The organism is Chloroflexus islandicus, assembly GCF_001650695.1.
GTDB classification, from domain to species: Bacteria; Chloroflexota; Chloroflexia; order Chloroflexales; family Chloroflexaceae; genus Chloroflexus; species Chloroflexus islandicus.
The window spans coordinates 45,796-72,111 of sequence record NZ_LWQS01000103.1 but is presented as its reverse complement, the minus strand read 5'-3'; the positions used below and the strand labels follow the sequence as shown (position 1 = coordinate 72,111).

The 26,316-nt window shown below is 59.9% G+C and carries 22 protein-coding genes; all 22 read right to left on the bottom strand.

The annotated features are described in order from the left end of the window. Positions 1 to 12: 12 nt before the first annotated feature. The 22 genes from A6A03_RS18445 to A6A03_RS18340 all read right to left on the bottom strand — a co-directional run bounded on the left by A6A03_RS18445 (position 13) and on the right by A6A03_RS18340 (position 26,314). Positions 13 to 1,398 (bottom strand): phenylacetate--CoA ligase family protein, encoded by a 1,386-nt coding sequence (locus A6A03_RS18445; RefSeq protein WP_066791206.1) that lies wholly within the window; start codon positions 1,396 to 1,398, stop codon positions 13 to 15. After that, positions 1,395 to 2,264 carry a carbohydrate deacetylase gene (locus A6A03_RS18440; RefSeq protein ID WP_066791204.1) on the bottom strand — a complete coding sequence of 290 codons (870 nt, stop codon included), beginning with the start codon at positions 2,262 to 2,264 and terminating at the stop codon, positions 1,395 to 1,397. The genes A6A03_RS18445 and A6A03_RS18440 overlap by 4 nt, the downstream gene beginning before the upstream one ends. Then, the gene (locus tag A6A03_RS18435; RefSeq protein ID WP_245669059.1) at positions 2,261 to 3,487 is read right to left on the bottom strand and encodes a glycosyltransferase family 4 protein; all 1,227 of its coding nucleotides are present in this window, start codon (positions 3,485 to 3,487) and stop codon (positions 2,261 to 2,263) included. Before A6A03_RS18435 ends, A6A03_RS18440 begins: the two co-directional genes overlap by 4 nt. Next, on the bottom strand, positions 3,409 to 4,221 hold the full coding sequence (locus A6A03_RS18430; RefSeq protein WP_066791306.1) for a glycosyltransferase family 2 protein: 813 nt from the start codon (positions 4,219 to 4,221) through the stop codon (positions 3,409 to 3,411). Before A6A03_RS18430 ends, A6A03_RS18435 begins: the two co-directional genes overlap by 79 nt. Beyond that, complete coding sequence (locus A6A03_RS18425) at positions 4,218 to 5,411, bottom strand: glycosyltransferase family A protein (protein ID WP_066791202.1); 1,194 nt, start codon at positions 5,409 to 5,411, stop codon at positions 4,218 to 4,220. The genes A6A03_RS18430 and A6A03_RS18425 overlap by 4 nt, the downstream gene beginning before the upstream one ends. After that, entirely contained in the window at positions 5,408 to 6,763 is a 1,356-nt protein-coding gene (locus tag A6A03_RS18420; protein WP_066791200.1) for an O-antigen ligase family protein, read from the bottom strand. The genes A6A03_RS18425 and A6A03_RS18420 overlap by 4 nt, the downstream gene beginning before the upstream one ends. A gap of 12 nt (positions 6,764 to 6,775) precedes the next feature. After that, positions 6,776 to 7,690 carry a glycosyltransferase family 2 protein gene (locus A6A03_RS18415; protein WP_066791198.1) on the bottom strand — a complete coding sequence of 305 codons (915 nt, stop codon included), beginning with the start codon at positions 7,688 to 7,690 and terminating at the stop codon, positions 6,776 to 6,778. Position 7,691: 1 nt separating this feature from the next. Next, positions 7,692 to 8,699, bottom strand: a complete 1,008-nt coding sequence (locus A6A03_RS18410) for a GDP-L-fucose synthase family protein (RefSeq protein ID WP_066791196.1) — start codon at positions 8,697 to 8,699, stop codon at positions 7,692 to 7,694. A 120-nt stretch (positions 8,700 to 8,819) separates the two neighbouring features. Further along, entirely contained in the window at positions 8,820 to 9,860 is a 1,041-nt protein-coding gene (locus A6A03_RS18405; RefSeq protein WP_066791194.1) for an NAD-dependent epimerase/dehydratase family protein, read from the bottom strand. Positions 9,861 to 10,034: 174 nt separating this feature from the next. Beyond that, complete coding sequence (locus A6A03_RS18400) at positions 10,035 to 11,549, bottom strand: putative HlyD family type I secretion protein (protein WP_066791192.1); 1,515 nt, start codon at positions 11,547 to 11,549, stop codon at positions 10,035 to 10,037. Between the two features lie 3 nt (positions 11,550 to 11,552). Beyond that, on the bottom strand, positions 11,553 to 12,962 hold the full coding sequence (locus tag A6A03_RS18395; RefSeq protein WP_066791190.1) for a tyrosine-protein kinase domain-containing protein: 1,410 nt from the start codon (positions 12,960 to 12,962) through the stop codon (positions 11,553 to 11,555). 211 nt (positions 12,963 to 13,173) lie between these two features. Beyond that, on the bottom strand, positions 13,174 to 14,466 hold the full coding sequence (locus tag A6A03_RS18390) for a glycosyltransferase family 4 protein (protein ID WP_066791187.1): 1,293 nt from the start codon (positions 14,464 to 14,466) through the stop codon (positions 13,174 to 13,176). A gap of 4 nt (positions 14,467 to 14,470) precedes the next feature. Next, positions 14,471 to 15,451 carry a glycosyltransferase family 2 protein gene (locus tag A6A03_RS18385; RefSeq protein WP_066791185.1) on the bottom strand — a complete coding sequence of 327 codons (981 nt, stop codon included), beginning with the start codon at positions 15,449 to 15,451 and terminating at the stop codon, positions 14,471 to 14,473. 8 nt (positions 15,452 to 15,459) lie between these two features. Then, the gene (locus tag A6A03_RS18380; protein ID WP_066791181.1) at positions 15,460 to 16,155 is read right to left on the bottom strand and encodes an acyltransferase; all 696 of its coding nucleotides are present in this window, start codon (positions 16,153 to 16,155) and stop codon (positions 15,460 to 15,462) included. A 12-nt stretch (positions 16,156 to 16,167) separates the two neighbouring features. Then, positions 16,168 to 16,956 (bottom strand): sulfotransferase domain-containing protein, encoded by a 789-nt coding sequence (locus A6A03_RS18375; protein ID WP_066791179.1) that lies wholly within the window; start codon positions 16,954 to 16,956, stop codon positions 16,168 to 16,170. A 1-nt stretch (position 16,957) separates the two neighbouring features. Beyond that, a complete protein-coding gene (locus A6A03_RS18370) occupies positions 16,958 to 18,667 on the bottom strand; it encodes a bifunctional sulfate adenylyltransferase/adenylylsulfate kinase (RefSeq protein ID WP_066791177.1) in 1,710 nt (569 codons plus the stop codon). A 26-nt stretch (positions 18,668 to 18,693) separates the two neighbouring features. Next, positions 18,694 to 19,425, bottom strand: a complete 732-nt coding sequence (locus A6A03_RS18365) for a polysaccharide deacetylase family protein (protein ID WP_066791176.1) — start codon at positions 19,423 to 19,425, stop codon at positions 18,694 to 18,696. Between the two features lie 29 nt (positions 19,426 to 19,454). Next, positions 19,455 to 20,354: a glycosyltransferase family 2 protein gene (locus tag A6A03_RS18360; RefSeq protein WP_066791175.1), complete on the bottom strand. Its 900-nt coding sequence runs from the start codon at positions 20,352 to 20,354 to the stop codon at positions 19,455 to 19,457. A gap of 87 nt (positions 20,355 to 20,441) precedes the next feature. Further along, on the bottom strand, positions 20,442 to 21,764 hold the full coding sequence (locus A6A03_RS18355; RefSeq protein ID WP_066791173.1) for a nucleotide sugar dehydrogenase: 1,323 nt from the start codon (positions 21,762 to 21,764) through the stop codon (positions 20,442 to 20,444). 44 nt (positions 21,765 to 21,808) lie between these two features. Beyond that, a complete protein-coding gene (locus tag A6A03_RS18350; protein WP_066791171.1) occupies positions 21,809 to 23,569 on the bottom strand; it encodes a PQQ-dependent sugar dehydrogenase in 1,761 nt (586 codons plus the stop codon). Continuing rightward, on the bottom strand, positions 23,566 to 25,062 hold the full coding sequence (locus A6A03_RS18345) for a VanZ family protein (protein WP_066791169.1): 1,497 nt from the start codon (positions 25,060 to 25,062) through the stop codon (positions 23,566 to 23,568). The genes A6A03_RS18350 and A6A03_RS18345 overlap by 4 nt, the downstream gene beginning before the upstream one ends. Beyond that, on the bottom strand, positions 25,046 to 26,314 hold the full coding sequence (locus A6A03_RS18340) for an ABC transporter ATP-binding protein (protein WP_066791167.1): 1,269 nt from the start codon (positions 26,312 to 26,314) through the stop codon (positions 25,046 to 25,048). The genes A6A03_RS18345 and A6A03_RS18340 overlap by 17 nt, the downstream gene beginning before the upstream one ends. Positions 26,315 to 26,316 lie beyond the last annotated feature (2 nt).

Here is a 26,316-nt window from a genome sequence, read left to right as displayed (position 1 = left end):
GGGTTGCCTGCGTTACGACGGTATTTCACGCACGACATGGCGCAACTTGCCGGCGCGGGTGCGCGGCAACCGTTCGACCAGCTCCCATTCGATCTGCATCGTGGGGCCGAGATAGCGGCGCGCAGCTTCAATTACCGCCTGCATCGATTCAGGCGCAAAATCTGGCGCTGGCACTACCCGGATCACGATCCGGTCAAGCGCAACTTGAGCAATCTGGCTCTCTTTGATCCCCACCCCCGGCTTGGTCACGTGGCTAAGTCGCCCGATCCAGCGCCCATCGGGAGTCTTGATCCGGTCATCAATCCGGCCCTCGATCGCCAGCCACGACGGGCTATGCCGGCCACACGGGCAATCATCGGCGGCTAGCGTAGCGAGATCGCCGGTCTGGTAACGGATAAACGGCGTCCCCGAACTAGCAAAGGTCGTGACCACAATCTGGCCGGTCTCGCCGGGAGCGACCGGCTGGCCAGCATCATCAACCACTTCGGCGATCGCGGCCCGGCTGAGCACGTGATAGCGGCGATGCTCACATTGCCACGCGATCTGCCCGATCTCGCCGGTGCCATAGGTTTGCACCATCGGACAACCAAATGCCTGCTCAACTACAGCCTGTTGCTCAAGCGAAATCCCTTCGCTATCGGTAATAATTGCGCGCAAGCGCGGCGGCTGGTCGCCGCTTTCCAAGATGTAGGTTGCCAAAAGGTGCCATGCCGTCGGGTAGCCGGTGCCATACACCACGCCGCGCTCGCGCAAGACGCGCAGGTAGTGCGGGTAGAACGCCGGCGCCAGATGGTAGGCCGAGCACTGCAACTGGCGGTAGAGATCGATCCAGATCCAGAACGGCGGTTTCGTGCGGGTGTAGGGAGCAACATACGCGCCGGAGAAACGGGCGCGTGGTTCGCCAAACCGGCACCCCAACACGGCCAGCATCGCATCGGCAGGCGCCTGATGGTTGCGCGTCGCTTCGCGGTCGAGGTAGAACGTGAGCGGCGTGCCGGTCGAGCCGCTCGTTTTGCGCGGCCAAAGGGTGCGGCGGTCGCGATCCGCGGCGACGAGATCAAACGGGTTGCGCCGGATCTGTTCCTTGCTCAGCATCGGGAGACTCGGCAATTCGGCCAAGCTAGCGAGCGTGCGGTCAGGCAACACGCGGCGATAGTGCGGCACGCGCTGGCGGGCCTCAGCCAGCAAACGGTTGAGTCGGGCAAGCTGCCATGCTTCTTGTTCAGCGCGCGGACGATAGTACCACACCGGATCGTGGGCGGCCACCAGTTGTTGATAATCACCGTAGCGGCGAAACCACTCGCGGCGCACCGCTTCGGCATTAACCAGCACGCGCTGGAGCCAACGCGGCGCGGTGTCGTAAATCTGCTGTTGGGAAGGCAAGCGCAACATGTTCATACCACTGCCTCGAAGCCTACGGTCTGCACACCGGCAGCCGCTAACCGCCGGGACAGCGCCGGATCGCGGAAGACCTCGTATTCGCGCAGGCGCGATTCGGTCAATTCGCCGAAGAGTTCTGGCACCATCTGGGTAGCGGGATGGATCACGAGTTCGGCTGGGCCGTGGCGTGGCCACGGTACCCGCGGTACAATCTGCTCGACCGCCGCCTTACCCGGCCCATACCCCGGCGTACTCACTACGCCAGCCGGCATCCGCATGCCTTGGCGGGCCGCTGCCGCGGCCCAGCGCGCAATCATCCGCCCTTTCAGCCAGTAGACCGGATGGGTCAAGTGGTACGTCAACGCCGAGCCATTGCGCGGCGCGGTAATGCGGCGGTGCGATCGCATCGCCGGGATGCCGAGCCGGTGGGCCAGCGCGACAGCGAGCGCAAACAGGCCGGGCAAGACATGCACGTTCTGATGGGTATTCCAAAAATCGGGTTGGCCGGCCACGGCCACGAATCGATCATATTGGGCGCGCAACTCGGTTTCGATCTGGGCCGGCGCGATCCGGCGGGCCAGCCAGCGCCGGCGCAATTCCGGCGCCGGCCAGAACTGGCCATCCGGCGCCAACAGATCGGGTACCTGCACCGGATCAGCCGCCGGTCTACCGAGCGTCAGCGTCCAGTGAATCCCGATCGAGGCATGTGGGAAGGCGCGGCGGAGCTGCACGGCGTCAGGATAATCTGGCATATTGGCCATTACGCAGGTCGCGCGCAGCGCGCCGGCAGCTAGACACTCTTCGATCGCCCGATTGACCGAGGGGCACATCCCGTAATCATCGGCGGTGATAATCAGTTGGTGAACAACGCCATTCCGATTCATAGCAATTCTGCATATAACGCCAATAAATACTGCGCTTCGCGCTGCCAATTAAACTCGTTCATCACGCGCGCGCGGCCCTCGGCCCCCATTGCGCGCCGCAAGGCTGGATCATCGAGCAAGCGGATAATCGCCTCGGCATAGGCCTCGCTATCATCAGGCGGTACCATGATGGCGCAACGGCCATCACCAACAAAGGGCCGGCTGGGAGGCAAATCGCTCAGCACGGCAGGCATGCCTAGCGCCATAAACTCGAACAGCTTGGTGGGGATGTTGTGCTGAAACTTGGGCAGATCAGGCAGAGGGATAAAGCCGATCTTGGCTTGCCGCACCCGCGCTGCCACCTGCTCGTGCGGCACCAGATTGGCATCGAGCACAATGTCATCTTGCAAGCCGCGCCGCACAATTTCGGCCTGCGCCCAAGCCGCTTCGGGACACTTGCCAAAAAAGAGCCAGCGCACCTGCCGGCCACGCCGGTGCAACGCCTCGGCCACGGCAAAGGTCACTTCAAGGTGGTAACGCGGAATAGTGCCGTGGTAGACTAGATCGAACGGCGCATCGTCAGCGGGAGGCGGCTGTTGCAAAAACAGATCAAGCTGGGGAAAATTATGGATCGTCACCACCCGGCGCGCGCCAAACCGGCGCAGATAGAGATCGGCCACGCCGCGATCGGCGGTAATGATCGCATCGAATGAACGGGACGCCAAGCGTTCCAAGGCCTCCATGCCAACAGCCAACCCACCGCGCAGAAGAGCCGGCACATGGTGTTTCTGCCGGATATAAGCCGCATTATTCTCGTGACAATCAAACACCACGCGTGCTCGCGTTTTCGCCTTTAACCATAGTCCAAGCGGGATGAGTTCCGGATCGTGCAGGTGATACAGATCGGCCTGCAACCGGCGCGCCAAGATGGCCGCTTGCCGGATACGTTGCCAACGCCGCTTGAGCACCAAACCCAGCCGCTGATCGGCTGGAGCACCAACACTGTGCAGGTACACCCCTTGCCGTTCAAGCTCAGTCACCGGCAACGGCGCCAACAAATGCGTCTCATAGCCGGCTGCTGCCAAACTGGCGCATTCACGATAAAAGATGCGCTGATCAAATGGCTGATGCACCGTCGAGATATGCACAATCCGGCGCTCAACCATCAGAGACCGCTCAGCCGGGCGCGCAGCCGTTCGGGCAGCAGCGGCATAACTGGATAGATGAGTGTGCGGTTGAGCCATCGCATCCCCCCAAAGATGGCTTCATAGAGGCGCAATTCCTGTGGCGAATAAACGGTGGCTAATGCGCGAGCGCGCTCGGCATCACGGCGCGGCGAAGACTTTGTGCTGACACCGCCGCCATCGAATATAGCAACTTCCTTGGCCAAATGGACATAGCGCACCCGCTGGCGCAGGATCATATCGAGCAGATAGGCATAATCAGCCAGAATGCGGTAATCAGTGGCAAACGGCTGCGCCGCATAGATCGCGCGGCGCACAAACCACACCTGATGGCAGATCATCTTACGATAGAGCCAGAACCGATTGAGGCGATCGGGGTAGCGGATCAAGCGACCTTTACCGGCGCGTCCAGTACCGAGATGGGGATGGTCAACAAACGAACGCACATCGCCATAGAGAAAATCGGGTTCACCGCGCTGCGCCAGCGCCGTAGCGACGGCTGACAACACATCAGCACCAGCAAATTGATCACCGGCATTGAGGAAGCAGATATACCGGCCTTGCGCATGGGCAATGCCCTGATTCATCGCATCGTAAATACCGGTATCGGGTGAAACAATGACCCGCACCCCCAACGCGCGCAACCGTTCTGGCGTGCCATCGGTCGAGCCGCCATCTTTCACCAGATACTCGACATCGGCGAAATCCTGCGCCAACACGCTGCGCGCCGTCTGCTCGGCATCAGCAGCGCAGTTCAGAGTCACGGTAATAATGCTGAAGAGGGGTTGATTCACGCGGCATCTCCCGATCGAATAGACTGCTGGTAACGCGCTAATTGCTCTTGATACCGCCGGCGATGCTCAGGAATGAACTTACGCTGGATTGCGGGAGGCAACCGTTTCACCAGCGCCGGCGGCGTCTGTTCGCGCACTAGTTGGATCAGGCGCGCCCGTGGTCGCCACCAGAGCAGATACATCACATAATCGCGCCAGACCCGCAGCCGCTCGCGCCGGGCCGCTGCCTGCACCATCTGCGCATAGCGCGGATCGGCAAGGAGCCGTTCGATATCATCGGTACGGCGCAGTTCGGTTGTCACTTTGCCGGACGCAAGATCGGCGCGTAGATCGAGAATCGGTTGCGGATGCTGGCCGGTAAAGCGGGCCAGCCAATTCTGCGTACCGTACTGATCCATAATTCGCAACCCATTAGCGAGATGCACCTCGTCGAGCAAATCGAGATTTTTCCGCAACCGCTCACGTTCCCGCTCCCATGGCTGATTTTGATAGTAGGCGCCTTTACGGGCGAATTGGTGCGGAAAGACCATAAAGTAGTGGTACATCCACACACCAAAAGCATCGGCGTGATAGATACGGCGGCGCGTAATATCGCGCCCACGCTCATCAACAATCGTCGGCGGGCGATGGCTATCGTAGCGATAGCCCGATCGCCAGCGAAAGACGCGCCGGTAACGGCCCCATGGTTCGCCTTGGTACTGGCGATGCCAAAAGAAGCCGCCATCGGTGAGATAATCGAACCCGCCCCAGAAGTGGTAAGCGCGAAAACAAAGACAAGTAGCGTCGGGATGCTGGGCTAAAAAGGCTGCTACCCGCTCGATATCAGCCGGATGGTAGAACTCATCAACATCAATCTGCCACAGCCAGTCGCCGGTGGCTCGCTCGGCATACGCCCGGCTCTGCTCATCCTTTTCGCCCGGCCAGAAGCCATTAGGATGGCCGCACATTTCGGCGGTGACGATGATCAGTTTATCGTCAGGATCCTCTTCGGCCTTAAACCGATAGAGCGCTTGCAAGGTGCCGTCAATCGAATGGCCATCAGGGGTAGCGGCATGGGCAGCGCGCGGGCTCGCGCCCTCGGCGACGATGATCTGGTGGGCGAAAGGGTAGATGGCGCGCAAGTTGTAGCGCAGAAATGGCTCGCCATTGAGCACAATCATGCCAAACGTAATGCGCGGTTTGCTGCTCATGACCGTCCTCCTGCCGGCAAGGCGCGCAAACGAACGCGCGGCGGGGTTGGGAAGGGCTGGCGGGCAGCGGCAACCACCACACCGTTGCTTAGCGCCCATACGGCCCACAATGGCCAGTGGAGATGAGCAGTAGACATGGTGTTGCCCGACGCTTGACCATGAACCAGCGCAAACACAAACAGCGCAAAGAAGGTCACCCGCCAAACTGAACGATCATCATCAGGCGTCTGCGCCCATACCACCGGCAAGCGCCGGCCAGCCCAAACAAGATAGCCGATAAAGAAGAGCATGCCAACCAATCCTTGATCGGCGAGGGTTCCCACAATAAGGTTGTGCGACCACAGCTTGTATTCGAATCCCCACCCCCACACTGGCGAAGCAAGGAAGTAGTTCCAGCCGATAGACCACAACCCGCCACGATCCTCGAAGACATTGAACGACTCTTCGAGACCGCTCTCTCCTTCGCGCACCACGAGATGCGGCGCCACTTGGTAGAGCGCAACCACAACTATCACAATCGCTGCGATGGCCAACGGCGCCCGCCGCGGCTTCTTGCCAGCGCGGCTCAGCGCCCAACCGAAGATCAACGCGGCGGCAACTGCTGACCCGCTCAACGACTGGCGCGCACCGGTGAGAAATATGCCGTAGCCACACCAAAGCGCTAACACTATAAATAATGTCATTGACCATAGCCGGCGCGCCTGCAAAAAGAGGCCAATGCCCAGCAAAAAGGCGATGCTTAAATGGTGCGAGAAAAGATTGTAGTAGGCAATGCCTAGATTACGGTATGGCAATGATGAGAGACCGGGATCACTCAGCAGATAGCTTAACGGCACCTCAATAAACCGCAGAGCCACATAGAGCCCGTAGACCCCGGTAAGCAAATAGGCGATGGCAAAACGACGGGCGGCAGCGGCATCACGAATCGCTATCAATGCAACCAAAGAACCAATGATAATGAACAGCAAGAGAGGGCGCGCAATCGACATCTTATCGCGCAACTCGAACTGAAAGAGCACACACAGCGCCCATGCCCACCACAACCCCATCCACGGCACGATCCACGCATCGCTGCGCGGAAAGAGCTGGCGCGTCGTCAAATCAAGCCGCTTGGGCAACAACGACCATGGCCGGACGACGTGCAGATACCGGATCAGAGCCAGTCCTATCACTGTCAAGAGCGGCCATGTAGCAGAGCTCGGCCCGACAAAGACCGTGCGCGTCCACAGCGAAACCGACAAATAGATTGCCAGTGGAATTTCAGGCTGGCCGCGCCAGACCGCGTACAGACAGATCAAGCCCAGCACAGCCAATTCCAGTGGATTAAGAATAATCGGCCCGCTAACGGTCATAATGCCGCCTTGCTAACATTCAACGCCATACGCGCGATAGAGCCGGTTGCGCACACTGGCGTGCTTTTGCCACAACCACCAAAGCATGCGCAACCCGGCATACTGGTAGAGATTCAGCGGACGCCCGTAACGACGCTGCAACAGCGCATGTTCGTGTTGCCAAACCTTATGTAAGGTGGCCGTCTTCGCCTCTTCGTGCAAGCGAAAATCACCCAGCGGCGGCCCCGGAATGCGCCGGCTTGGCCCGGCGGCACTGAGGCGAATAAAGAGATCGCGATCCATGCAGAAACGCAGGCTCCGATCAACGCCGCCAGCCTGTTCGTAGACGCTGCGCCGCCAGAAGCATCCCTGTTGCGGCCAACGATGGACACCGAGCAGCGCCGTGAGCGTGGCGTTCGGCGGCAGGGCAAAGATTCGCGCAGTCACCCGGCCATCAGCGTCGATAAAATGCACGTCGCCATTAGCGAACGCCAGCCATGGCCGCTCGGCAAAAAATTGCCCCACCCGTTGCAAGGCTCCCGGCTGCAAGCGATCATCGGAGTTGATCCATGCCAAAATCTCGCCGGTGGCGCGAGCAAAACCATCGGCCAGCGCAGCCGACTGGCCGCCATCCGGCTGCGATTGCCAATAACTGAGCCACGGCGCATAACGTTGAATGATCGCGACGCTGCCATCGCGGCTGCCGCCATCCATCACGATATACTCAAGGTTGGGATACCCCTGCAACAACACCGAACGGATCGCCTCTTCGAGGTATTGCGCCTGCTGGTACGAAGGCGTCACGATGGTGATGCGCGGCCACGGCCGGTTATTGGCCATCACTGGCGCCGCCGGCGGCGTGGCGACCGTCCACGGCCACCCTTGCCGTCCGGGTAGCGGCGGCGGTAGGTCGGTGATTGTTGGCATCATTCGGATCGTCGTTGCCATATTATGTTGCCCCACCCACGGCGCGCATGGCGATCGCCGGTTCACGATTGGCCCGATACCATTCGATCGTGGCCCGCAATCCTTCGGTAAATGTCGTCTCAGCCCGGAACCCAAACCGCTCCCATGCCCGCGACACATCGAGCTTGCGACGGGGTTGGCCGTTCGGTTTCGAGGTATCCCAAACGATCCGCCCGCGAAAACCGGTCAATTCGGCGATCAGCGTGACAAGATCGCGGATGCTGATTTCGTAACTGCTGCCAATATTGACCGGATCGGGATCGTTGTAGCGTTCAGTCGCCAACAGAATGCCTTCGGCAGCGTCAGCGGCGTAAATGAACTCGCGGGTGGGTGAACCGTCGCCCCATACCACAATTTCATCAGCACCGCGCTCAGCGGCCTCGATACACTTACGGATCAGCGCCGGAATCACGTGCGATGTTGCGAGATCAAAATTATCGCGCGGCCCGTAGAGATTCACCGGCAACAGAAAGATCGAGTTAAAACCGTACTGCTGGCGATACGCCTCACCCTGAACCAAGAGCATCTTCTTGGCTAAGCCATACGGCGCATTCGTCTCTTCGGGATACCCGTTCCAGAGGTCGTCCTCTTTGAACGGCACCGGCGTATACTTGGGGTAGGCGCAGACGGTGCCGATCGTTACGAATTTGCCGACGCCAAACTGCCAGCTCTCGTGCAGCAACTGCACCCCCATCATGAGGTTGTCGTAAAAGAACTCGGCGGGATGGTCGCGATTGGCGCCGATCCCACCCACCCGCGCTGCCATGTGGATCACAATATCGGGCCGCGCATCGAGCAGCAATTGGCGGATGGCATCCACGTGACGCAGATCGTAATCACGCGAGCGAGGTACAAAGACCTCACGAGCGCCGCGCTCGTGCAGCTTTTCGACTACATACGAACCAAGAAAACCGGCGCCGCCGGTCACAACGACGCACTTGTCTTGCCAAAACTGACGGCTGTCGGGCCAGCGTTGCGTGTCGAGTTGCATAGAAACCTCGCTGGATGGATTGAGAGCCTTGTTTGCCGGAATGGGCACAGCCCGGAATGGGCACAGCACCGCTGTGCTTCCTACGTTGGTGGTTGGGGCGGGCACAGCACCACTGTGCCGCTACTGGACGATAAACTGCGCGTTGCGATATTGGCTATCGAGCGCGTCTTTGATCACGCCATTCAACAACACGCTGGCCACCTCGCGAATACCTTGTTCGACGCTGATACGCGGTTTGAAACCGAGCCGCTCGCGAATCTTAGCGAACGAGACGCGAATATCGCGCATATCGCCGCCGAAGGTCAGGTCTTTGTATTCGACCACCGTCCCCTCGATATAGCGCTGCACCAGCGCCACAATTTCGTCCTTGGTGTAGTTGCCCTCGTCACTGCCGACATTAAAGATTTCGCGGTTGACAATCGCAGGTGATGCTGTCAAGCCAAGCAGGATCGCGTCACAAACATCGCGCACATGCACAAATGAGCGGGCATAACCGCGCTGATAGATGATCAACTTGCGGCGCGTCATTGCTTCCAGCACAAACTGATTGACAATCAGATCGAAGCGGGTACGTGGCGAAATGCCAAACAGCGTAGCAAAGCGGAAGAGGATCGGCATCGTGGTTGCGCCGGCCGTCTGTTCACGCAGATATTGCTCGGCGGCAATTTTGGTTTCGGCATAGAGCGACTGCGGGTTGAGCGGTGATTCTTCAGTGACCGGCTTGCCATCGGCTGACAAACCGTAATTGCTGTAGGTCGAAGCAAAGACAAATCGCTCAACGTGCGCCGCATCAGCCACTGCAAAGACCCGCTTGGTGCCCTCGAAGTTGTAGCGCCATGCCACCTGCGGCCCTACCATCTGGCAGGCTGGGAAGCCAACGATGGCGGCCAGATGGATCACCGCATCGAACCGCGCCGGCGGCAGATCACCGGCCGCAATCTCACCAGCGCTCGCCCGTAATGTCGCCGGATCACAGACATCGCCTTTGGTAAAGCGGAAGCGGGGATGGTGCCAATAGCCAAGCAGCGATGTGCCGCCAAAGAGCAGGTCATCAACTACCGTGACCGACCACCCTTGATTGAGGAGCACACCGGTTAACAGTGAGCCAATATAACCAGCGCCGCCAGTAATCAGAGCATGGGGAGCAGGTGTAGCCGTCATTGCGATCCCTCCTGAGCGTTTGACACTCTGTGAACCAAATAAACCGGTGTGCAAGTCATCAGCAGGTTGCTCTTGCGTTGCTATTGCGCCGGGGAAACACCCCCAGCGTCACTGTGCGCTGGCACAGTCTCGCAATGATCGGAGATACGCGCCAACAGCCAGCCAGCAGCGCCATTAGCTGCCTGCCGAAAACGTCACTTGCGCATTCATATTCCAGCGCAAGCGCGGATCCCAGCTATCGGGCGTAATGCGCACCGTATAGATCGTGCCAATCCCACTCTCTTGGCCAACCGGCTCGATGTAGCTCACCCGCCCGCTTAAGCGCACATCAGGCAAGGCAATGAAGCTGATTGTCACCGGATCGTTCTCTTGCACCAAACTAATGTGGATTTCGCTGAGATTGGGCACCACAATCTGCCACTGATCGAGGGTAGCGATGGTAATAACTCGCTGGCTAGCCTCAACCGTCTGGCCGGGTTGGGCATTGACACTCACCACAGTTGCGTTAATCGGAGCGCGGATCTGATAGCGTTCGCGGTTGAGTTCGATCTTGCGCAACTCGATCTCGGCGCGCTCGATGCGCGCTTGGGCGATCGCAATCTGGGCACTGGCTGGTCCGGCTGTCAAGCGTGCCAAATCAGCCTCGGCTTTGCGCAACTCAGCTTCGTAGACTGCCACTTCATTCGGATGATTGATGGTCAGTTGCGCCAACCGCGCCTCTGCTTGTAAGATGCGCTTTTCAGCAGCGGCAATTTGGTCAGGGGTGGCCGGACGCGAGGCATCAGCCAACAACGCTTCAGCCTGCTCAACTTCAGCCCGATACGCAGCAATTTCGCTAAACTCGTTTTGGCGCACCGTCTCAAGCGCAACCCGCGCTTCTTGCAACCGTCGCTCAGCATTTTCGACCGCGCGCAGCAGACGCGTTTCATTGTCGATCTGCGCTTGGGTCAATTGACCGCCGCCAGCCACAATCTGCTCGTTTGCCCACTTGGTGCGCGAATAGTCATCTTGTGCATTACGCAGGTCGTTGGCCAATCGCTCGATCTGCGACTCAAGCTGGGTCTTTTCCCCGGCTAGGTTATTAATCCGGGTCTGCAAACGAGCCTTGGCCTCGGCGATAGCTGCCTCCAACCGCGCCCGATCTTCGGGTGTAATCCCTTTACGCAGCCGTTCCAGCACAGCGCGGGCTTCGCGTAATTCAGCCTGAGCTGCGGCAATATCGCTCTGGGTCACATTGGTGCGGCCATCGGCCAAGCGCGCACGGGCGCGGGCAATCTCGGCTTGGGCCTGTTCGATTTGTTCCGGCGTCGCCCCACTAATCAAGAGCTCGTAATTGGCCTGCGCTTCAGACAACGCTACCTTCGCCTCAGCCACCGCCAAATCGAGCGTGCGAATATCAAGGCTCGCGATAATATCACCGGCACGCACCCGATCACCCGGCTTGACCAGCACTTCAGCCACCGAACCGGCGCTAACAAAGCTCAGATCGAGCACCGTGACTGGCTGTACCCGGCCATTTGCGATCAATGTTCCATTCACAATCGCTGGAGCAGCCGTTGGCGCAGGCGAGGCGACAGCCGTTGGCGCAGGCGATGCAACAACCGGTTCGGTATCGGTGGCGGCTGGTTGGCTACACGCATTCAGCAGCAACACCCATATCGCAATCACCAAGAGCCAAAAACGTTGCATGGTTCAATCTCCTGCATCACCCACCGTCTCGCTCCGATTAGACACCGGCAACGAGACAACCGGTCGGGTGCGTTGCTCTTTGGGAAATGGCAATCGTCGCGGGCGCTTGTTCACGTTGTTCAGCACCACACCCATGCAACCGATTTCCGTTTGGCGCAACAGATCGAGCATTTGGCGCAATTCGCCCTCAGTGGTGCGATTGGCGCGCACAACGGCCAGCGTGGTGTCAACCGCCCGCAGCAGCAAGGTCGTATCGGCAAACAGCAGCAACGGCGCTGTATCGATGATGATCACATCGGCGTGCTGGCGCAACCCGTTGAGCACCCGCTCGAGTTGCGGCCCACCCAACAATTGCGCCGGCAACCCCGCCATATTCCCTGCCGTCAGCACATAGAGATCAGGCTGAACGGTCACGCGCAGGAACGGCTCGATCGCTTGCGCTGAACCACCCAGCAGATTCGACAGCCCGCCTTGATTGGCGAGATCAAAGAAGGTGTGAATGGTTGGATGGCGCAGATTAGCATCCACCAAGACCACGCGCCGTCCAGTTTGGGCTAACGCCATCGCCAAATTAGCCGCCGTCAGGCTACGCCCTTCGCCGGCTGCTGCGCTAATGACGGCAATCACCTGCGGGCGCTCGGCAGCGGCCAGCGCATCGAGATGGAGCCGAAACATCCGGTAAGATTCGGCATCCAGCGAGGTTGGATCGGTCAGCGTCACCAATTGCGCCGCCGGTGTATTGCCCTTCAGTTTGCCCACAACTACTAACGGACGCCCGCCGCCGCGCCGCTCAAGATCGCCCTCATCTTTAATCCGGGTGTTGAAATAGTCGTAGAGAAAGCCGATCACTATGGCAATTAAAACAGCGATAAAAACGCTCAGAATAATATTGCGGGCATAATCAGGGCTAACCGGATTGCGCTTGGCATAGGCCGGATCGACGACGATCAAGCTCGATCCCTGCGCATACGGATTATCAAGCAGGTCACGCTCAAGCGCGCGGAACGAAGCCACGATCGCATCGGCTAACACTACTGCACGCTGGCGATCGGTATCCTGCACCGTCAGCACAAACAGTTCTGTCTTGCCGACATCAGCCGTGCTTGCGCGGGCTGCCAGTTGGGTAGCGGTCACGCCATCCACCATCTCAGCCGCCCGTTGCAACACTGGTCGCACCAGCAAGAGCTGGCGCACCGTCAGCGCGTACCGTTCGCGCGCGCGCAAATCATCGAAGGTGGGGGAAGGCCGGGCAAAGTTACCCTGATCCTGATTCACCATGAGCATGGTTGAGGCGGCATACAGGCGAGGTTGGGTTTGGGAATAGGCAAAGCCAATGCCTGCGCCGATTGCGGCAAAGAGCAGGATCAACCACGCCCAACGCCACACAAAGAGGAGATAGTTTCTGAGTTCCAAGCGACCCTCCACGCGATGCACGCAATGTCGCTAGCCATTACGCACCAGAAAGAAAGGCTAAACCGGTAACGAACGCTGGTCTGTAAGCGTGGAGCATTGTGAGCCAAGAGGACAGACCTAAATGGCGAATAGTATCATTATTGCACACTAGTTGTAACCGGTTGACGTGACAGTGAGATGTCACCTACAGAACATCGTTATGACAAAACGTTCACCTTCTCCGAGACAATGTCCTCATAACTGGCTTCACCGTGATCTGGCGGTAGAGTTCGAGATAACGCTGAGCTTGTAGCTCTTGCCGGTACTCGGCCAGCGCAATCTCGCGGCCCCGGCGCCCCATCGCCAGCCGTTCGTCATCGTTGCGTAGCAAGCGGCGTAATGCCTCGCGCAGGCCTTCGACATTCCCCACCGGCGCCAGCCAACCAGTTTGGCCGGGCCGCACCAACTCGCTAATGCCGCCGGTATCAAAGCCCACCACCGGCGTGCCACATGCCAACGACTCAAGAACCGTACTTGGCATATTGTCTTGCAACGAGGGAATAACAAAAAGATCAGCCGCGCTATAAATCAAGGCCAACCGGCTATCATCCTCGACCACGCCGAGCGGATGGTGGGCAATCGGCGCGGCCAATGGCGGCGGATTTTTACCAATCGACACTAACACCAAATCCGGCTCGTCGCTGAGACCTGCTAACGCCGCTGCCAATTGGGCAAACCCCTTGCGCCGGTTGTCAACCGACACAGCCACAAAGAGCACAATTTTGGCTTGCAAGGGCAAGCCGAGCACAACCCGCGCATGGGTGCGATCGGCTGGCGAGAAGATGGTCGTATCCAATCCGTTGGGAATAATATGCACCGGCAAATGGCCAAAGAGCGAACTACGCTGCACTTCAGCCGCTATCCACCGATTCAACGCCACAATATGCAACCGGCCGGGAGGCACCGCCGCCAGCGCATCCCGCTTGCGCGCCCAAATCTGGTGCGAGAGGTCACGTTCGTCATGCGAACCGAGCTGCGGGCAGGCGCCACAAGCGGCAGTATAGCGCCCGCACCCTTCATCATAATGGCACCCGCCGGTAAATGGCTGCTGGTCTGACAGCCGCCACACCACCGGCACCCGGCGCGGTACGGTGCGAAAGAAGGAGGGATAATCGACGAATCCGGCCACCCAATGCAGATTGACGACATCACACGGCGGCAGCGCCTGCACCAACTCGCTGCCATACCGGCTCCGATCATCGCTAAACGGCTCTAACCCAACCGGACGGGTTTGCCGGTACGGCTGCATTGCCCGCCGGATTTGCCACCCACGCCAGCGCCGCCGCCAATATCCGATCAGATCGTCCGGCGCTGGCAATGCTTGGACCGTTGGATCATGGCTGCGCCGGTTCGCAACCAGCATCGTCGACGGACAACCGAGCGTGAGCAATGCCCGGTGTAGGCGATACGCCGCCCGTGCCGCACCGCCACTGATGTCGTTGGTGCTGAGGTGAACAACCCGCATCGCTTCACCGCACCGCTAGCCGGCGGCGCGCTAACGGCCCAATCGCCGGCAATGAATAGATAATCTCTGGGATGGCGCGCCGGTAGTAGGCGGGAATGAAGGGCAACGCAAAGCCGGCGGTTAACCATTGCACATACGCCTCACGGCCACGGTAGAGATTACGCCACCGCCCGTAATAGGTCGTCCAGATCACGCGGGTCATCGCCGCCCGGCAGGCAGCCCACTCGCGTGGATGGCGCTGCGCATAGGCGCGCAAGGTGGGATGGCGATCGAGAAAGGCGAGAAATTGGCGCGAGGCGCGGGCCAAACTCGTCACGCGGACCGACTTGCCGAAACTGGTATCGTAGATGCGATGGCGAAAGGTCGCTTCGTCACAATACACGATCCCGCGCTCGATGCTCAACGCGACCAACAACGCATTGTCCACCCCATTCCCGCCATCAAAGTCAGGATACCCTCCCACGGCGCGCAATTCTGCCGTGCGGGCCAGATTGGTGGTAAAGCAGATAAACTTGTGCTCATGATACCCCCAGCGCGTAATCCAATCAGGCCCGCTCATACGACGCGGCGGCAAGGGCCGGTCAGCGGTTGAACCCACCACCCGATCCTGCTCATCGAGCACCTCAACCCGCGAGATAGCCGCCGCCGCGTCAGGATGCGCCTCTAGCGCCGCCACCATTGCCGCGAGATAGCCCGGCGCCAACTCGTCATCATCGCTCAGCAGCACGAAATAGTCGCCGTTCGCCGCCGCCAGCAACTGGTTGAAATGCGGCACAATCGGCACTGAGGCCGGATTCTGGCGAAAGACAAACGGGCGCGGGTAGTTGGCGCGAGCAATATTCAGCACCTCATCGCCGTTACAACCATTATCCGACACAATCAACTCGATGGCAGGATACTCTTGCGCCGCAACCGACCGGATCGCCTGCGCTACGTAGGTGAGCCGTTTGTACACCGGAATTGCAACCGTTACCGTTGCTGCCATGCGCCACCTCATCGCGTTGTAATCTCGCCAACATCACGTGCCGTCCGCTCACGGACAACACGCGCCGGCGCACCTGCCGCAACCACCCCTGCCGGCAGGCTGCGCGTGACCACACTGCCCGCCCCTACCACTGTACCAGCGCCGATCGTTACTCCTGATAGCACTACTACACTATACCCTAGCCACACATCATCTTCCAGTACGATTGGCCCTTTACTGGTGAGCGGCTGATGACCAATGGCTTGACCGGGGGCAGTGCCGTGATCGTAGGGGTAGAAGGCGCACTGTGGCGCTATTTGGCAACCGCGCCCGATGATAATCTGCTCAACATACGCCGAAAGCTGGCAGCGCGGCTGGATGCCGGTGCGTTCGCCGATGAACAAGCTACCGCCGCGCCCGCATTCGATGATCGTGTCGCGATGGAGTTCGACGTAATCGGCTAACTCGATCGGGCCGCCATCTTGGCGCTGGTAGATCACCACGCCATCACCGATGAATACGTGCCGGCCACGCCGGATGCGCCGCCCGTTCAGTTGGGCGGATGGGGCGATGTAGCCTTGCGGATAGCGATGGGCCAGCGCCACCCGCGCTTTGTAAGGCGCATGCGGCAAACCGGCGAGCCACGCAGCCAGCTTGCCGAACCGGTCAGGCCCGGCCCGCCGCATCCAGAGATCAGTCCACGCCTGTATCAGTAGCCGGCGCATCGCCTGCTCCCTTCACGATGACCCACTATGATCGCCATACCCGGCTGCCAGCATCCCGGCGCGATGGTAACGCCAAAAGAGTTCTTCATCCTCTGGCGAAAAGAGATTGCGCCAATCGCCAGAACCGCCTTTGCGCACGAAAAACGGAGTTGCCGCACCCTGCGCCGCCTGCTCTTTCGCCCGCATCCGGTCGAACGATGAGGCAGCCACTGCTGACGCAATCTGTTCATCGCTCGCCTGCATCCCACAAAAATCGAGGATGCGGCGCACTTGACCGGCAGTATCAGCGTAGAGGTCTTCGTACTTGACCACCAGCAGCTCGCAGCCGCTATTGAGCCATCCCAGCACATGATCCGACCAGCTTCCCCAATAGATATTGCCGGTGATAATCTCGCGCAGCGTGACCGGCTGCTCCGATCGCTTATTGCGCCAGTGGTAGTACGAGGTCATCGCATCGCGCCCATCACGCGCAATGTAGATGGCGCGGCGGAAGATTGGGCGATAATGAAGATGGGTCTTCACGAAGCGCGGCCGCATCTGGTTGAACGGTGTGGCCGGATCAGCCATATACGCCAGATCGCCTTTGATGTGGCTGTCAGGCACATACCGGCCAAATCCTTGCAAGCCTAACTCTTCGCCAGCGAGCAGATTGGCGAGCAGAAAACGCACCCATGTATTGCCCGACTTGGGAAACGAAGCGAGATAGTAGAAGTCAGGTTGAGGCTTAAACCCCAGATCGGCATGCGGCCCCTTGATCCAACGGCGGAGCGTGCGGCGCGCGCTACGGAAGACGTTGAGCATACTAGCCCTCCAGAAAGCCCTTCTCTTCGAGATAGCGAATAATCTTGCGCGCGTTCTCTTCGGGGGTAACATCGGTCGTCGTCAACACCAACTCAGGGTTGACCGGCGGTTCGTATGGATCGTCAATGCCGGTAAAGCCGCGCAACTCCCCGCGGCGCGCCTTGGCATACAGCCCCTTGACATCACGCTGCTCGCACACTTCGAGCGGCGTATCAACAAAGACCTCAATAAACTGATCGCTACCAATCATCGTCCGGCACTCATTACGCGCGGCCCGGTAGGGGCTAACCGCCGCGCAAATGACTGCGCCGCCAGCCTTGACTACGGCACTGGCGACAAAGCCGATCCGCAAGATGTTGGTGTCGCGATCCTCGCGCGAAAAGCCCAACCCCTTCGACAGATGGGTGCGTACCACATCACCGTCAAGCACGGCCGGCGTGCGGCCCCGTTCAAGCAACAGAATGTTGAGGATCGACGCAATGGTTGACTTGCCGGCGCCGCTCAAACCGGTAAACCAGACACAGAAACCTTGCCGGTGGCGCGGCGGGTACATCTGGCGCAAGATTTCGGCAGTCTCAGGGCGGGTGAACCATTCGGGCAACAAGCGCCCCTTGGCCAGATACTCGTCACGCACTTGCGTACCCGAAATACTGGCGATCTCGGCCCCCGGCGGCACTTCATCCACCATCACATACCGGCCTTCACGCTTGAGATAGACCAGCTCGGTGAACGGGATCATTGTCACGCCCACCTCGGCGGCGTAGCGAGCCAACAACTCTTGCGCATCATACGGGCCATAGAACGGTCTTCCATTACTGTCGTTGCCGGGGCCGGCATGGTCACGGCCAACGATAAAATGATTGGCGCCGTAGTTGCGGCGAATGATCGCGTGCCAAACCGCTTCGCGCGGGCCGGCCATACGCATCGCCAACGGCAACAGGCTGAGCAGTGTGCGCGACGAGTCGTAGTACTTTTCGACCAACAACCGGTAGCTGCGCACACGGGTGAAATGATCGACATCGCCGGGTTTGGTCATACCGACCACCGGATGGATGAGCAAGCTGCCATCAACCTGCGCTGCTGCCCGTTTGGTCAGTTCTTCGTGAATGCGGTGCATCGGGTTGCGCGTCTGGAAAGCAACCACATTGGGCCGGCCCATCGCGCTCAGCAACTGGCGCACTTCGGCGGGGGTGCGGCGCAGATCGGTGAAATCGTAGTAGCGCGGCAACTGCAACACCCGCAACCGACCGGCGGCGTAAAACTTCCCCCAGCGCGCCATCTCGGCCACCAACGGATGGCGCGGGTCGGTCGTGCCCAACACTGCCAGCGCTTCCCGCTCGGCGTCCCAGCGATAGATCTCGCTCAATTCCAAGATCGCAAGCGGATTATTATGCACATCGCGCAGCAAAATCCGATCGCTGCCGAAGTGGCTCTGCTCAACCGGCAACGTCACCGGGATCGGCCAGAGCGTGCCATCGGCCAAGCGCATCTCTTCCAACACCCGTTCATAATCGGCTTGGCCCATAAAGCCGGTCAGGGGCGAAAACCCGCCGGTAGCGAGCAATTCCAGATCACAGAGGCTACGCATCGAAATCTGGATCGACGGCAAGCGTGAGGCTTCGGCCAGCAGTTCCGGTCGCTCGGCAGCCGGCGCCATTAAATCGATCAAACGACCACCGTAGGGCGAGATCAAGGTAAGATCGTGATTCATACGAGGATGATGACCCTTTGCATACATCACAGCGCCGGACGGAACCACGGCACCCGCACCGGCGTTCCGGCGCGGATCAACCCCGGCACAGTAACAAAGCGATATCTTGCACTCACTTGCGCGAAGACGTGCGCCAGCGCCGCCAGCAACGGCCCCCGATCGGCAGCCGCCGGATCGCGCGGATTGGCTAGCCGGTCGTGCAACAACACGATGCTGCCCGGCTGCATCTGGGCCAGCAACCGTTCGGCTAACCGGTCTGGCGGCTGCGCCACCCAATCTTCGATGTGGCCACTCCAGCCAACCACTTCGTAGCCGAATAGCAAAGCATCAACCCGCGAACCATACGACTGGCCGCCGTAGGGTGGACGAAAAAGGGCCGAACCAAAGGGAGCCAGTACGCGCCGCGCTTGCCATAGCTCGCGCCACCGTTGCCAGCGCGGCGTCTGCGGCATGCGGATGTGGGAGAACGTGTGATTGCCGATCGCATGGCCGGCGGCAGCCATCCGCGCCACCAGATCGCGTTGCCCGGCGGCATGCCGGCCCAACAGAAAGAAGGTGGCCCGCGCTTGATGCTGCGCCAACAGATCAAGCAGTTGCGGCGTATAGAGTGGATGTGGCCCATCATCGAAGGTTAATGCCACAACTGGTTCAGTCGTTTCAACTCGCACCAGCGTGCCGAACAACCGCCGCCCTACCGGGGCCAGCCAACGCCGAAACGTGCGCGCGGGAGACAGTTGGATCGATTGCGGTTGGGCCATAACACCTCTTTCGGTGCGCGCAAGATTGCTTAAATCGCCAACGGCGGGCAACGGTAGCGCCAACTTGCTTGCAACAAGCCGATCAACCACGCATTCATACGCAACCATTCCGCTAACTGTTCACGCCGGCGAATGCGGGTGGCGCGGATCAATTGGCGCATCCATCGCCGGGTATAGGCCAACCACGGCGATAATGAACGCCGGTGAGCATACCGATCGCCACCGTACCGGCGCGCCAGCGCAACATTCGCAATCGCGCGCTCGCGAGTCTGGCGCAACATCCCGCGCAGCGTATCGCGATAACGAACGTAGACCAGCGCTTCCGGCACAAAAGCCAAGGCAACCTGACACTGCAACTGCACGCGGAAGCAGTAGTCGGTATCCATCAAGCGCAACAACGTCTCATCAAAGCCCCCCACCTGCTCGTGCAATGCCCGTTCGATGGCCAACCCGCAACCACCGGCATGCGGCAGATGGGGCGGATAACTCACCTGTTGCAGACCATCGGCCTGTGGGTTGCGCCGGATACGGCTCAGCCACGAATGCCGGTTCAGGCGATCAATATCAAACCGGGAAGCGACAAACGGATGGCGATCAAGCGCATTGCCAATCGCTGCCACCCACCCCGGCGCTACCACATCATCGGCATCGACAAAAGCGAGCGCCGTGCCACGCGCATGCCGCGCCCCCTCGTTGCGCGCAAAGGCGCCGCCCCGGCGGGCGCTGGCATCGATCATGCGCAGGTTGGGCATGCGCGCGAGGAAACTGGCTGCAACCCGCCGCGAATCATCACGCGACCCATTGTCGGCTACGATCACTTCCCATGGCCGATCCCACTGTTGATCGGCCAGCGCCGCCAGTTGTTCGCCAAGCGTCGCCGCTGCGTTATAGCACGGAATAATGATACTGAGTCGCACCTCTGCTTGCACAGACGCTCCTCCTCGCGCGCAATGCGGTGTGCTACCGGTATACTATTTCCGGGTGAAAGAGCGATGATTACCGGCGCAACCAACAGCCTACAATACTGTAATCTTCGCGCGCAGCGGCCCTTGGATCGTTCGCGTCGCGTTGCGGGTATCAACGACCACCGGCGCCAAGGCGACAATCCGCTCGTAATCGAAGGCGCGATGATTGGTGATGATGACCGCGCAATCGCAGCTCTGCAACAGATCATCGGTCAACGGCACGGTACGCATACGGCGGCCATCGTGCATTTCAAACTCGTCGATATGCGGATCGCACGGTATCACCGTCGCGCCATCGGCGGTTAACAGATCGTACACCTTAAACGCCGGCGATTCGCGGTAGTCGTCAACATCAGGTTTGTACGCAATGCCCAACAATACGATTGTGCTGCCGTTGAGCGGCTTGCGCGCCTGATTGAGCGCGCGCACGACCAAGTCATGAACGTGGCGCGGCATTTGGGTGTTAATTTCACCGGCTAGTTCGATAAACCGGGTGGTAAGGTCAAACGCGCGCGCTTTCCACGTCAGATAGAAAGGATCGATCGGAATGCAGTGACCACCAAGACCGGGGCCGGGGGTAAACTTCATAAAACCGTAGGGCTTGGTCGCCGCCGCCTCGATCACCTCCCAAACGTTGATCGCCATCCGGTCGCAGAGCAACGCCAGCTCATTAACCAGCGCAATATTGACGGCACGGAAGATGTTCTCGAACAGTTTGGTCAGTTCCGCCACATCCGGCGAGCTAACCGGCACGACCCGGCTGGTGATATAGCCGTAGAAGGCGCTCGCTAACTCTGTGCAGTGCGCGGTCACACCCCCCACGACCTTAGGCGTATTCTCGACGCTATACCCCTTGCTGCTGGTCTGGCCGGGGTCGATCCGTTCGGGTGAAAAAGCGAGAAAGATTTGTTCGCCCACCCGTAACCCATCACGCTCGATCCGCGGCATAATCAGCTCGCGGGTGGTACCGGGATAGGTGGTGCTTTCGAGAATCACCAGTTGGCCGGGGCGGATGTTGGCGGCAATCGCATTGCTGGCCGCCTCGACGTAGCGCATATCAGGCTCGCGGGTAGCATTCAGCGGCGTCGGTACACAGATCACCAGAATATCGCATTCACGCAGCCGCGCCATCTCGGTCGTCGCCTCAAGCCGGCCCGCTTCACGCAATGCGGCCAGCGCGTTGCTTGCCACATCGCCAATATAGCTCTCGCCGTGATTAATGCTCGCCACCCGTTCCGGGCTGACATCAAACCCTAACACCGGGAACCCGACCCGGCCAGCGCGCTCGGCGAGCGGCAAGCCAACGTAACCCAACCCGATCACGCCGACTTTGGCCGAACGATCATGGATCCGGTTCATCAATTCGTGGAACATAGATGTATTCTCCACACTATACGGCTAGCATTCACGAACGGCCATTATAGGCGAGAGCGACGACGGCGATGCCAGAGCCAGATCCCGCCGCCTGTCACTATCACGCCAGCAGCCAATCCAGCGCCAAACGCTAGCCATGCCAACCGTGAGCGCAATACCGTAGTGATCCGCGCCATCCAGTCACTCTGCGCCGGGCGAGCCAATAGGTAATCAGCCACAATCGCCGCTTCCGCCGGGCTCGCGCCGAGATTGGGCATCTGCGAGCCGCGGTTATCCCAGCGTGGTTCGACAATCTGATTGATAATCCACTGCCGGATAGCGGCCTCTCCTTCCGCCGACAGCACTGCCGCTCGCGCCGCCCGCGTCGAAACCCACGGCTCTTCTTCTACGTTGTCAAGTTCGGCTAATAACTGGCGATACTGGGCATTGTTGAGACGGGCCTGAATGTTGGCAATCAGCAACTCGCGGCTCAACGGCGGCCCGGCAGCGCCGCCAAAACCGCCATCACCGTTGATCTGGTGGCACCCCAAACAACCGCGCTCACGGATGATCTGGCGCGGATCTTCGACTTGGGTGGGGCGGTAGGGGTAACTGTTCGCCGGGTCGGGCACAATCTTGTACACCGATGTCTGGCCGGCTTGGTTCGCATAAATCGGCGCAAAGTAAAGGCCATCCGGCCCAAATGCCACCCCCACCACCATCTGCTCTTGCTTGCCGCGGAAGCGCAAGAAGTAATCGGGCACCGCCATCACCCGCTCGCGTTCCATATCGTAGGTAATCCGCACGATGCCGGGCATTTTGCCGCGCCGCACCGAACCGGCCACGCCGAGGAAGAATCTGCCGACGTTGGCCGGGCCGAGCAAGGTGCTCTCGGGCGGCAGATATTGCAACGTGGTCGGCGCGAGACTTGGCACCCAGACATACGCTGCGCGCAGATGGATACTGTTTTCTTGGCCATTCCAAGCGTAATCTTCGCCGCGCCGCACCTCGACGAAGCGATCGGTGCCAACCCCGTTATCGCCCACAAAGACTCGGCCATCGACAATCCGCATCGCATACGGATTGCGAAAGCCGCTTGCCCAGACATAATTGCGCGCTTTGGTGATGTCATCATCGACGTAGAAAGGATTATCGGGCAGGGGCCGGCCATCGAGATCCATGCGGTAAATCTTGCCGACCATCTGATCGGGATCGCGGGCCAGATGCGGCTGCCATGCCTCGCCAATCCCGACGAACAGTTGCTCGCCAACCACTTGGCACGAACCGATATGGTGGGCTAGGCCTGATTCATAGTTGGCAAACGTTTCGGTAAAGGCGACAAAACTATCAGGAGTGAGACCAAAAACGCCGGGTTTGGTCTGGTAGCGCACAATGTTATTGCGCATCCGCCCGTTTGCATCATTGTAGAGAAAGGTTACAAACACATAGCCGTGATCCGGATCGAGACAAATGCCACCCATGCCGCCTTGCCCTTGGCCGGACGGCAACTCTTCGGCGGGTTTAAACTGAAAGACATTCTCAGCAAAGGTATAGATGCTGCGATCGTTCGTGACCACCTTAATCGCCCCGCGCAGTTCAGTGACAAAATAGAGCGGGTCTTTCGGATGAGGGCCGGGTTCGGGCACAAACGCTATCGCGCTAGGGAATTGGTAGCCAGTGGTATCTTCGACAATCGTAAAGCCCTCGGCCACCGCCCAATCACTCCGCCAGTCGAACGCCGGTGTCTGCGCAAACGCACTGCTGCCGGCCATTATTCCTAGTAAGGCTAGCGTTCCCAGCAGGATCACGCGCCAGATCAGCTTCATGCCACACTCCTCGATCGAAACGGCCTTGTGAACCAAACCATTAATAGAATGCCGCAGAGAAGCGTTAACGCCGCAGCTAATGCCATCGCGCCACTGAGCGGCTGCGGGATCACTAGCCACGGCGCATACCCGATGATGAGCGGCCCGGCTAACGCAAGCAGGAACAACCACCAGCGCCTGCCGCGCCACGGCGCGCCAACCAGTGCCAGCGGCGCACTGAGCGTCGCCGCCAGCGCTACCGTCCACCCGCCGATCTGGTGCGCTTGCACTGGCAACCAGCGATTGACCGCCACTTCGCCCGGCCCAAAGGTATAGGTCTGCCGGTGCGGTTGGCCATCGACAAACAAGCGGGCCGTCACGCCATCGTAGCTGAAGGCTACCACTCGTGGCTTGGCATCGCGAAACACCTCAGTAAAGCGCAAAGCCGGACGATCATTGAGCGGGCGAGTCAACGGGAGCCGTATCCGCACCAGCAGATCGCGGCCCGACTGGATCAAACTAATGTTGTGGCTATCAATTTCACGCCCAACGTTCACCATCAACCCTTCAGCCACCCGTTCCGGCTCGCGCGGCGCGAGCTGCGCCACCAGCGTAAACGCGCGCGCCTGCGCCACTGCCGCCGCCACGCCGGCCAACGGTTCGCTGCTCGCGAGCCAGCGTTGATAGCCCACCCCCACACCCTCGGCAGTAAAGGCCGGCTTCCCCTGCGCCGCCAGCGAGTGGGCAAATGGGCCGTCCAGCGCCGGCGGGAACTGGGTCAGGTCATACGCGAAGAGCGGTTGCGCCGCCAGTGCAGCGGCTGGGGTTAGCGTCGCGCGGGCCTTAGCAGCCGTAAACGCATGGTCATAGAGCGCGACAAAGCCAGCATACCCCGGCCAGAAGCGCCTGCCATCACTGGCCGCGCCGATCTGCAACGCATAGCGCTCCGACCAATTGCTCGGCAAGGTTGCCTGCTGCCAATACGCTAGCAACCCACCGGCAACCAGCAACCAACCAATTAATCCTACCCCCGCTAGCGCCGCCGGGGTCTGGCGAACAACTGCGAGACACCAACCGGCCATCCGGTCAACAACCGGCGCCACCGGCTGGGCCAGCCGCCCACTGCCCAACGCCGCCCCGCCAGCATTGGCCAGCACATCAACCAGCGCCGCCGTGCGTCCGGGAATGAACAATTGCGCCACTTCGATCGCCAAGGCTAGCCCGCCAGCCACAAGCAACGCGCCAACCATTTGCCCGCGCCGCCCCGCACCCATACCGGCCAACAGCCAATGCAACGCGATGCCCAACGGCGTAAACAACAGCACGTTTTGCAGCATATCAAAGACGTGGCTCAGGCCGGTAATCAACGTGAGCGCCGGCTGAGGGGGCAACGAATCACTGAAGGCAAAGGGGTACAGGGTGAGGGCGAAAATGAGCGCCAACACCGGCAGCAACAACGCCACCCCGCGCCGCAGCGACACATATTGTTGCCGGCGATCAAGCAAGCGGCTCATAGGTCGTCGTCCACGGCAAGACGGGGCGCACTACCCCCGACAGGCTGCCGGCCCAATCGCCACGCGCCGTATCGCCTTCAAGGCTATCGATGACTTGAAACGCCACGGCATCGCGTTCGGCAAACTGCTTGACCGGCGGATCGAGCGTAGTCAAGGCTGCTTCCACATACAATGAGCCTTCGGCCAGAAAATTGCCGGGGATGGTCACGCGCGCGCAATATTTGCCGGGAGGGCGGGGCCGCCGCCGCCATTCCGGGTCGAGATCGAGCGTCGTGAAGACCGCCACATTATCTTCGTTGTAGAGGCGGAAATGCGGCAACAAGACATACCCGCCGAGCGTGACGGTAAACTCCATTTCAATCGTTACCGGCGAGCGAATATCAATCGTATCGCTGATGTCGCCATCGGCATCGCGCACCCGCACCGCGCGCAAATAAGCCACCTCTTTGCCCGGCGCGCCGGCCCGCTCAGGCCACACCCGCTCGGCAATGGAATGCGCCCCTTTGCCCAGATAGACGCCTACCACCTGTTGGGCCGGCCCATCCGCCACGACTGTGCCCTGATTGAGCAAAATTGCGCGTTGGCACATACGCAAAATCGACTGCATACTGTGCGAAACGAACAGCACCGTCCGCCCTTGCTGACCCACGTCTTGCATTTTGTTGAGGCACTTCTTTTGAAAACGGGCGTCACCGACGGCCAGCACCTCATCGACAATCAAAATTTCCGGTTCCAGATGCGCAGCAACTGCAAACGCCAACCGCACATACATCCCCGACGAGTAGAACTTGACCGGCGTGTCGATAAATTGCGCTACTTCGGCGAAATCGACGATCGCGTCGAAATTGCGGTCGATTTCGCGCTTGCGCATCCCGAGAATCGCGCCGTTGAGATAGATATTCTCGCGCCCGGTCAATTCAGGGTGAAAGCCGGTGCCGACTTCAAGCAGTGAAGCCACCCGGCCATACAGCTCGGCCCGCCCGCGCGTCGGCTCGGTAATGCGCGAGAGCACCTTGAGCAAGGTGCTCTTGCCGGCGCCATTGCGGCCAATAATGCCGACCACTTCACCCTGCTGCACATCAAACGACACCCCATTGAGCGCCCACAGCTCAGTTGCAGCCGGTTTGTCCCGCCGGCCACGCAGACGCTCGACGATCGCATCGCGCAACGTGACATATCCGGCATTACGCTGCTTGATCGCACCAATCTGGTACTGTTTCGCTAAATCACGCGCCCGAATTGCGTATTGCATAG

Bases quoted from the DNA above. Each gene is read 5' to 3' on its own strand.
- A6A03_RS18445 (WP_066791206.1), bottom strand. From the start codon at position 1,398: ATGAACATGTTGCGCTTGCCTTCCCAACAGCAGATTTACGACACCGCG.
- A6A03_RS18350 (WP_066791171.1), bottom strand. From the start codon at position 23,569: ATGAAGCTGATCTGGCGCGTGATCCTGCTGGGAACGCTAGCCTTACTA.
- A6A03_RS18390 (WP_066791187.1), bottom strand. From the start codon at position 14,466: ATGCGGGTTGTTCACCTCAGCACCAACGACATCAGTGGCGGTGCGGCA.
- A6A03_RS18440 (WP_066791204.1), bottom strand. From the start codon at position 2,264: ATGAATCGGAATGGCGTTGTTCACCAACTGATTATCACCGCCGATGAT.
- A6A03_RS18355 (WP_066791173.1), bottom strand. From the start codon at position 21,764: ATGTTCCACGAATTGATGAACCGGATCCATGATCGTTCGGCCAAAGTC.
- A6A03_RS18385 (WP_066791185.1), bottom strand. From the start codon at position 15,451: ATGGCAGCAACGGTAACGGTTGCAATTCCGGTGTACAAACGGCTCACC.
- A6A03_RS18400 (WP_066791192.1), bottom strand. From the start codon at position 11,549: ATGCAACGTTTTTGGCTCTTGGTGATTGCGATATGGGTGTTGCTGCTG.
- A6A03_RS18345 (WP_066791169.1), bottom strand. From the start codon at position 25,062: ATGAGCCGCTTGCTTGATCGCCGGCAACAATATGTGTCGCTGCGGCGC.
- A6A03_RS18370 (WP_066791177.1), bottom strand. From the start codon at position 18,667: ATGAATCACGATCTTACCTTGATCTCGCCCTACGGTGGTCGTTTGATC.
- A6A03_RS18435 (WP_245669059.1), bottom strand. From the start codon at position 3,487: ATGGCTCAACCGCACACTCATCTATCCAGTTATGCCGCTGCTGCCCGA.
- A6A03_RS18420 (WP_066791200.1), bottom strand. From the start codon at position 6,763: ATGACCGTTAGCGGGCCGATTATTCTTAATCCACTGGAATTGGCTGTG.
- A6A03_RS18380 (WP_066791181.1), bottom strand. From the start codon at position 16,155: ATGCGCCGGCTACTGATACAGGCGTGGACTGATCTCTGGATGCGGCGG.
- A6A03_RS18410 (WP_066791196.1), bottom strand. From the start codon at position 8,699: ATGCAACTCGACACGCAACGCTGGCCCGACAGCCGTCAGTTTTGGCAA.
- A6A03_RS18340 (WP_066791167.1), bottom strand. From the start codon at position 26,314: ATGCAATACGCAATTCGGGCGCGTGATTTAGCGAAACAGTACCAGATT.
- A6A03_RS18415 (WP_066791198.1), bottom strand. From the start codon at position 7,690: ATGGCAACGACGATCCGAATGATGCCAACAATCACCGACCTACCGCCG.
- A6A03_RS18375 (WP_066791179.1), bottom strand. From the start codon at position 16,956: ATGCTCAACGTCTTCCGTAGCGCGCGCCGCACGCTCCGCCGTTGGATC.
- A6A03_RS18405 (WP_066791194.1), bottom strand. From the start codon at position 9,860: ATGACGGCTACACCTGCTCCCCATGCTCTGATTACTGGCGGCGCTGGT.
- A6A03_RS18365 (WP_066791176.1), bottom strand. From the start codon at position 19,425: ATGGCCCAACCGCAATCGATCCAACTGTCTCCCGCGCGCACGTTTCGG.
- A6A03_RS18425 (WP_066791202.1), bottom strand. From the start codon at position 5,411: ATGAGCAGCAAACCGCGCATTACGTTTGGCATGATTGTGCTCAATGGC.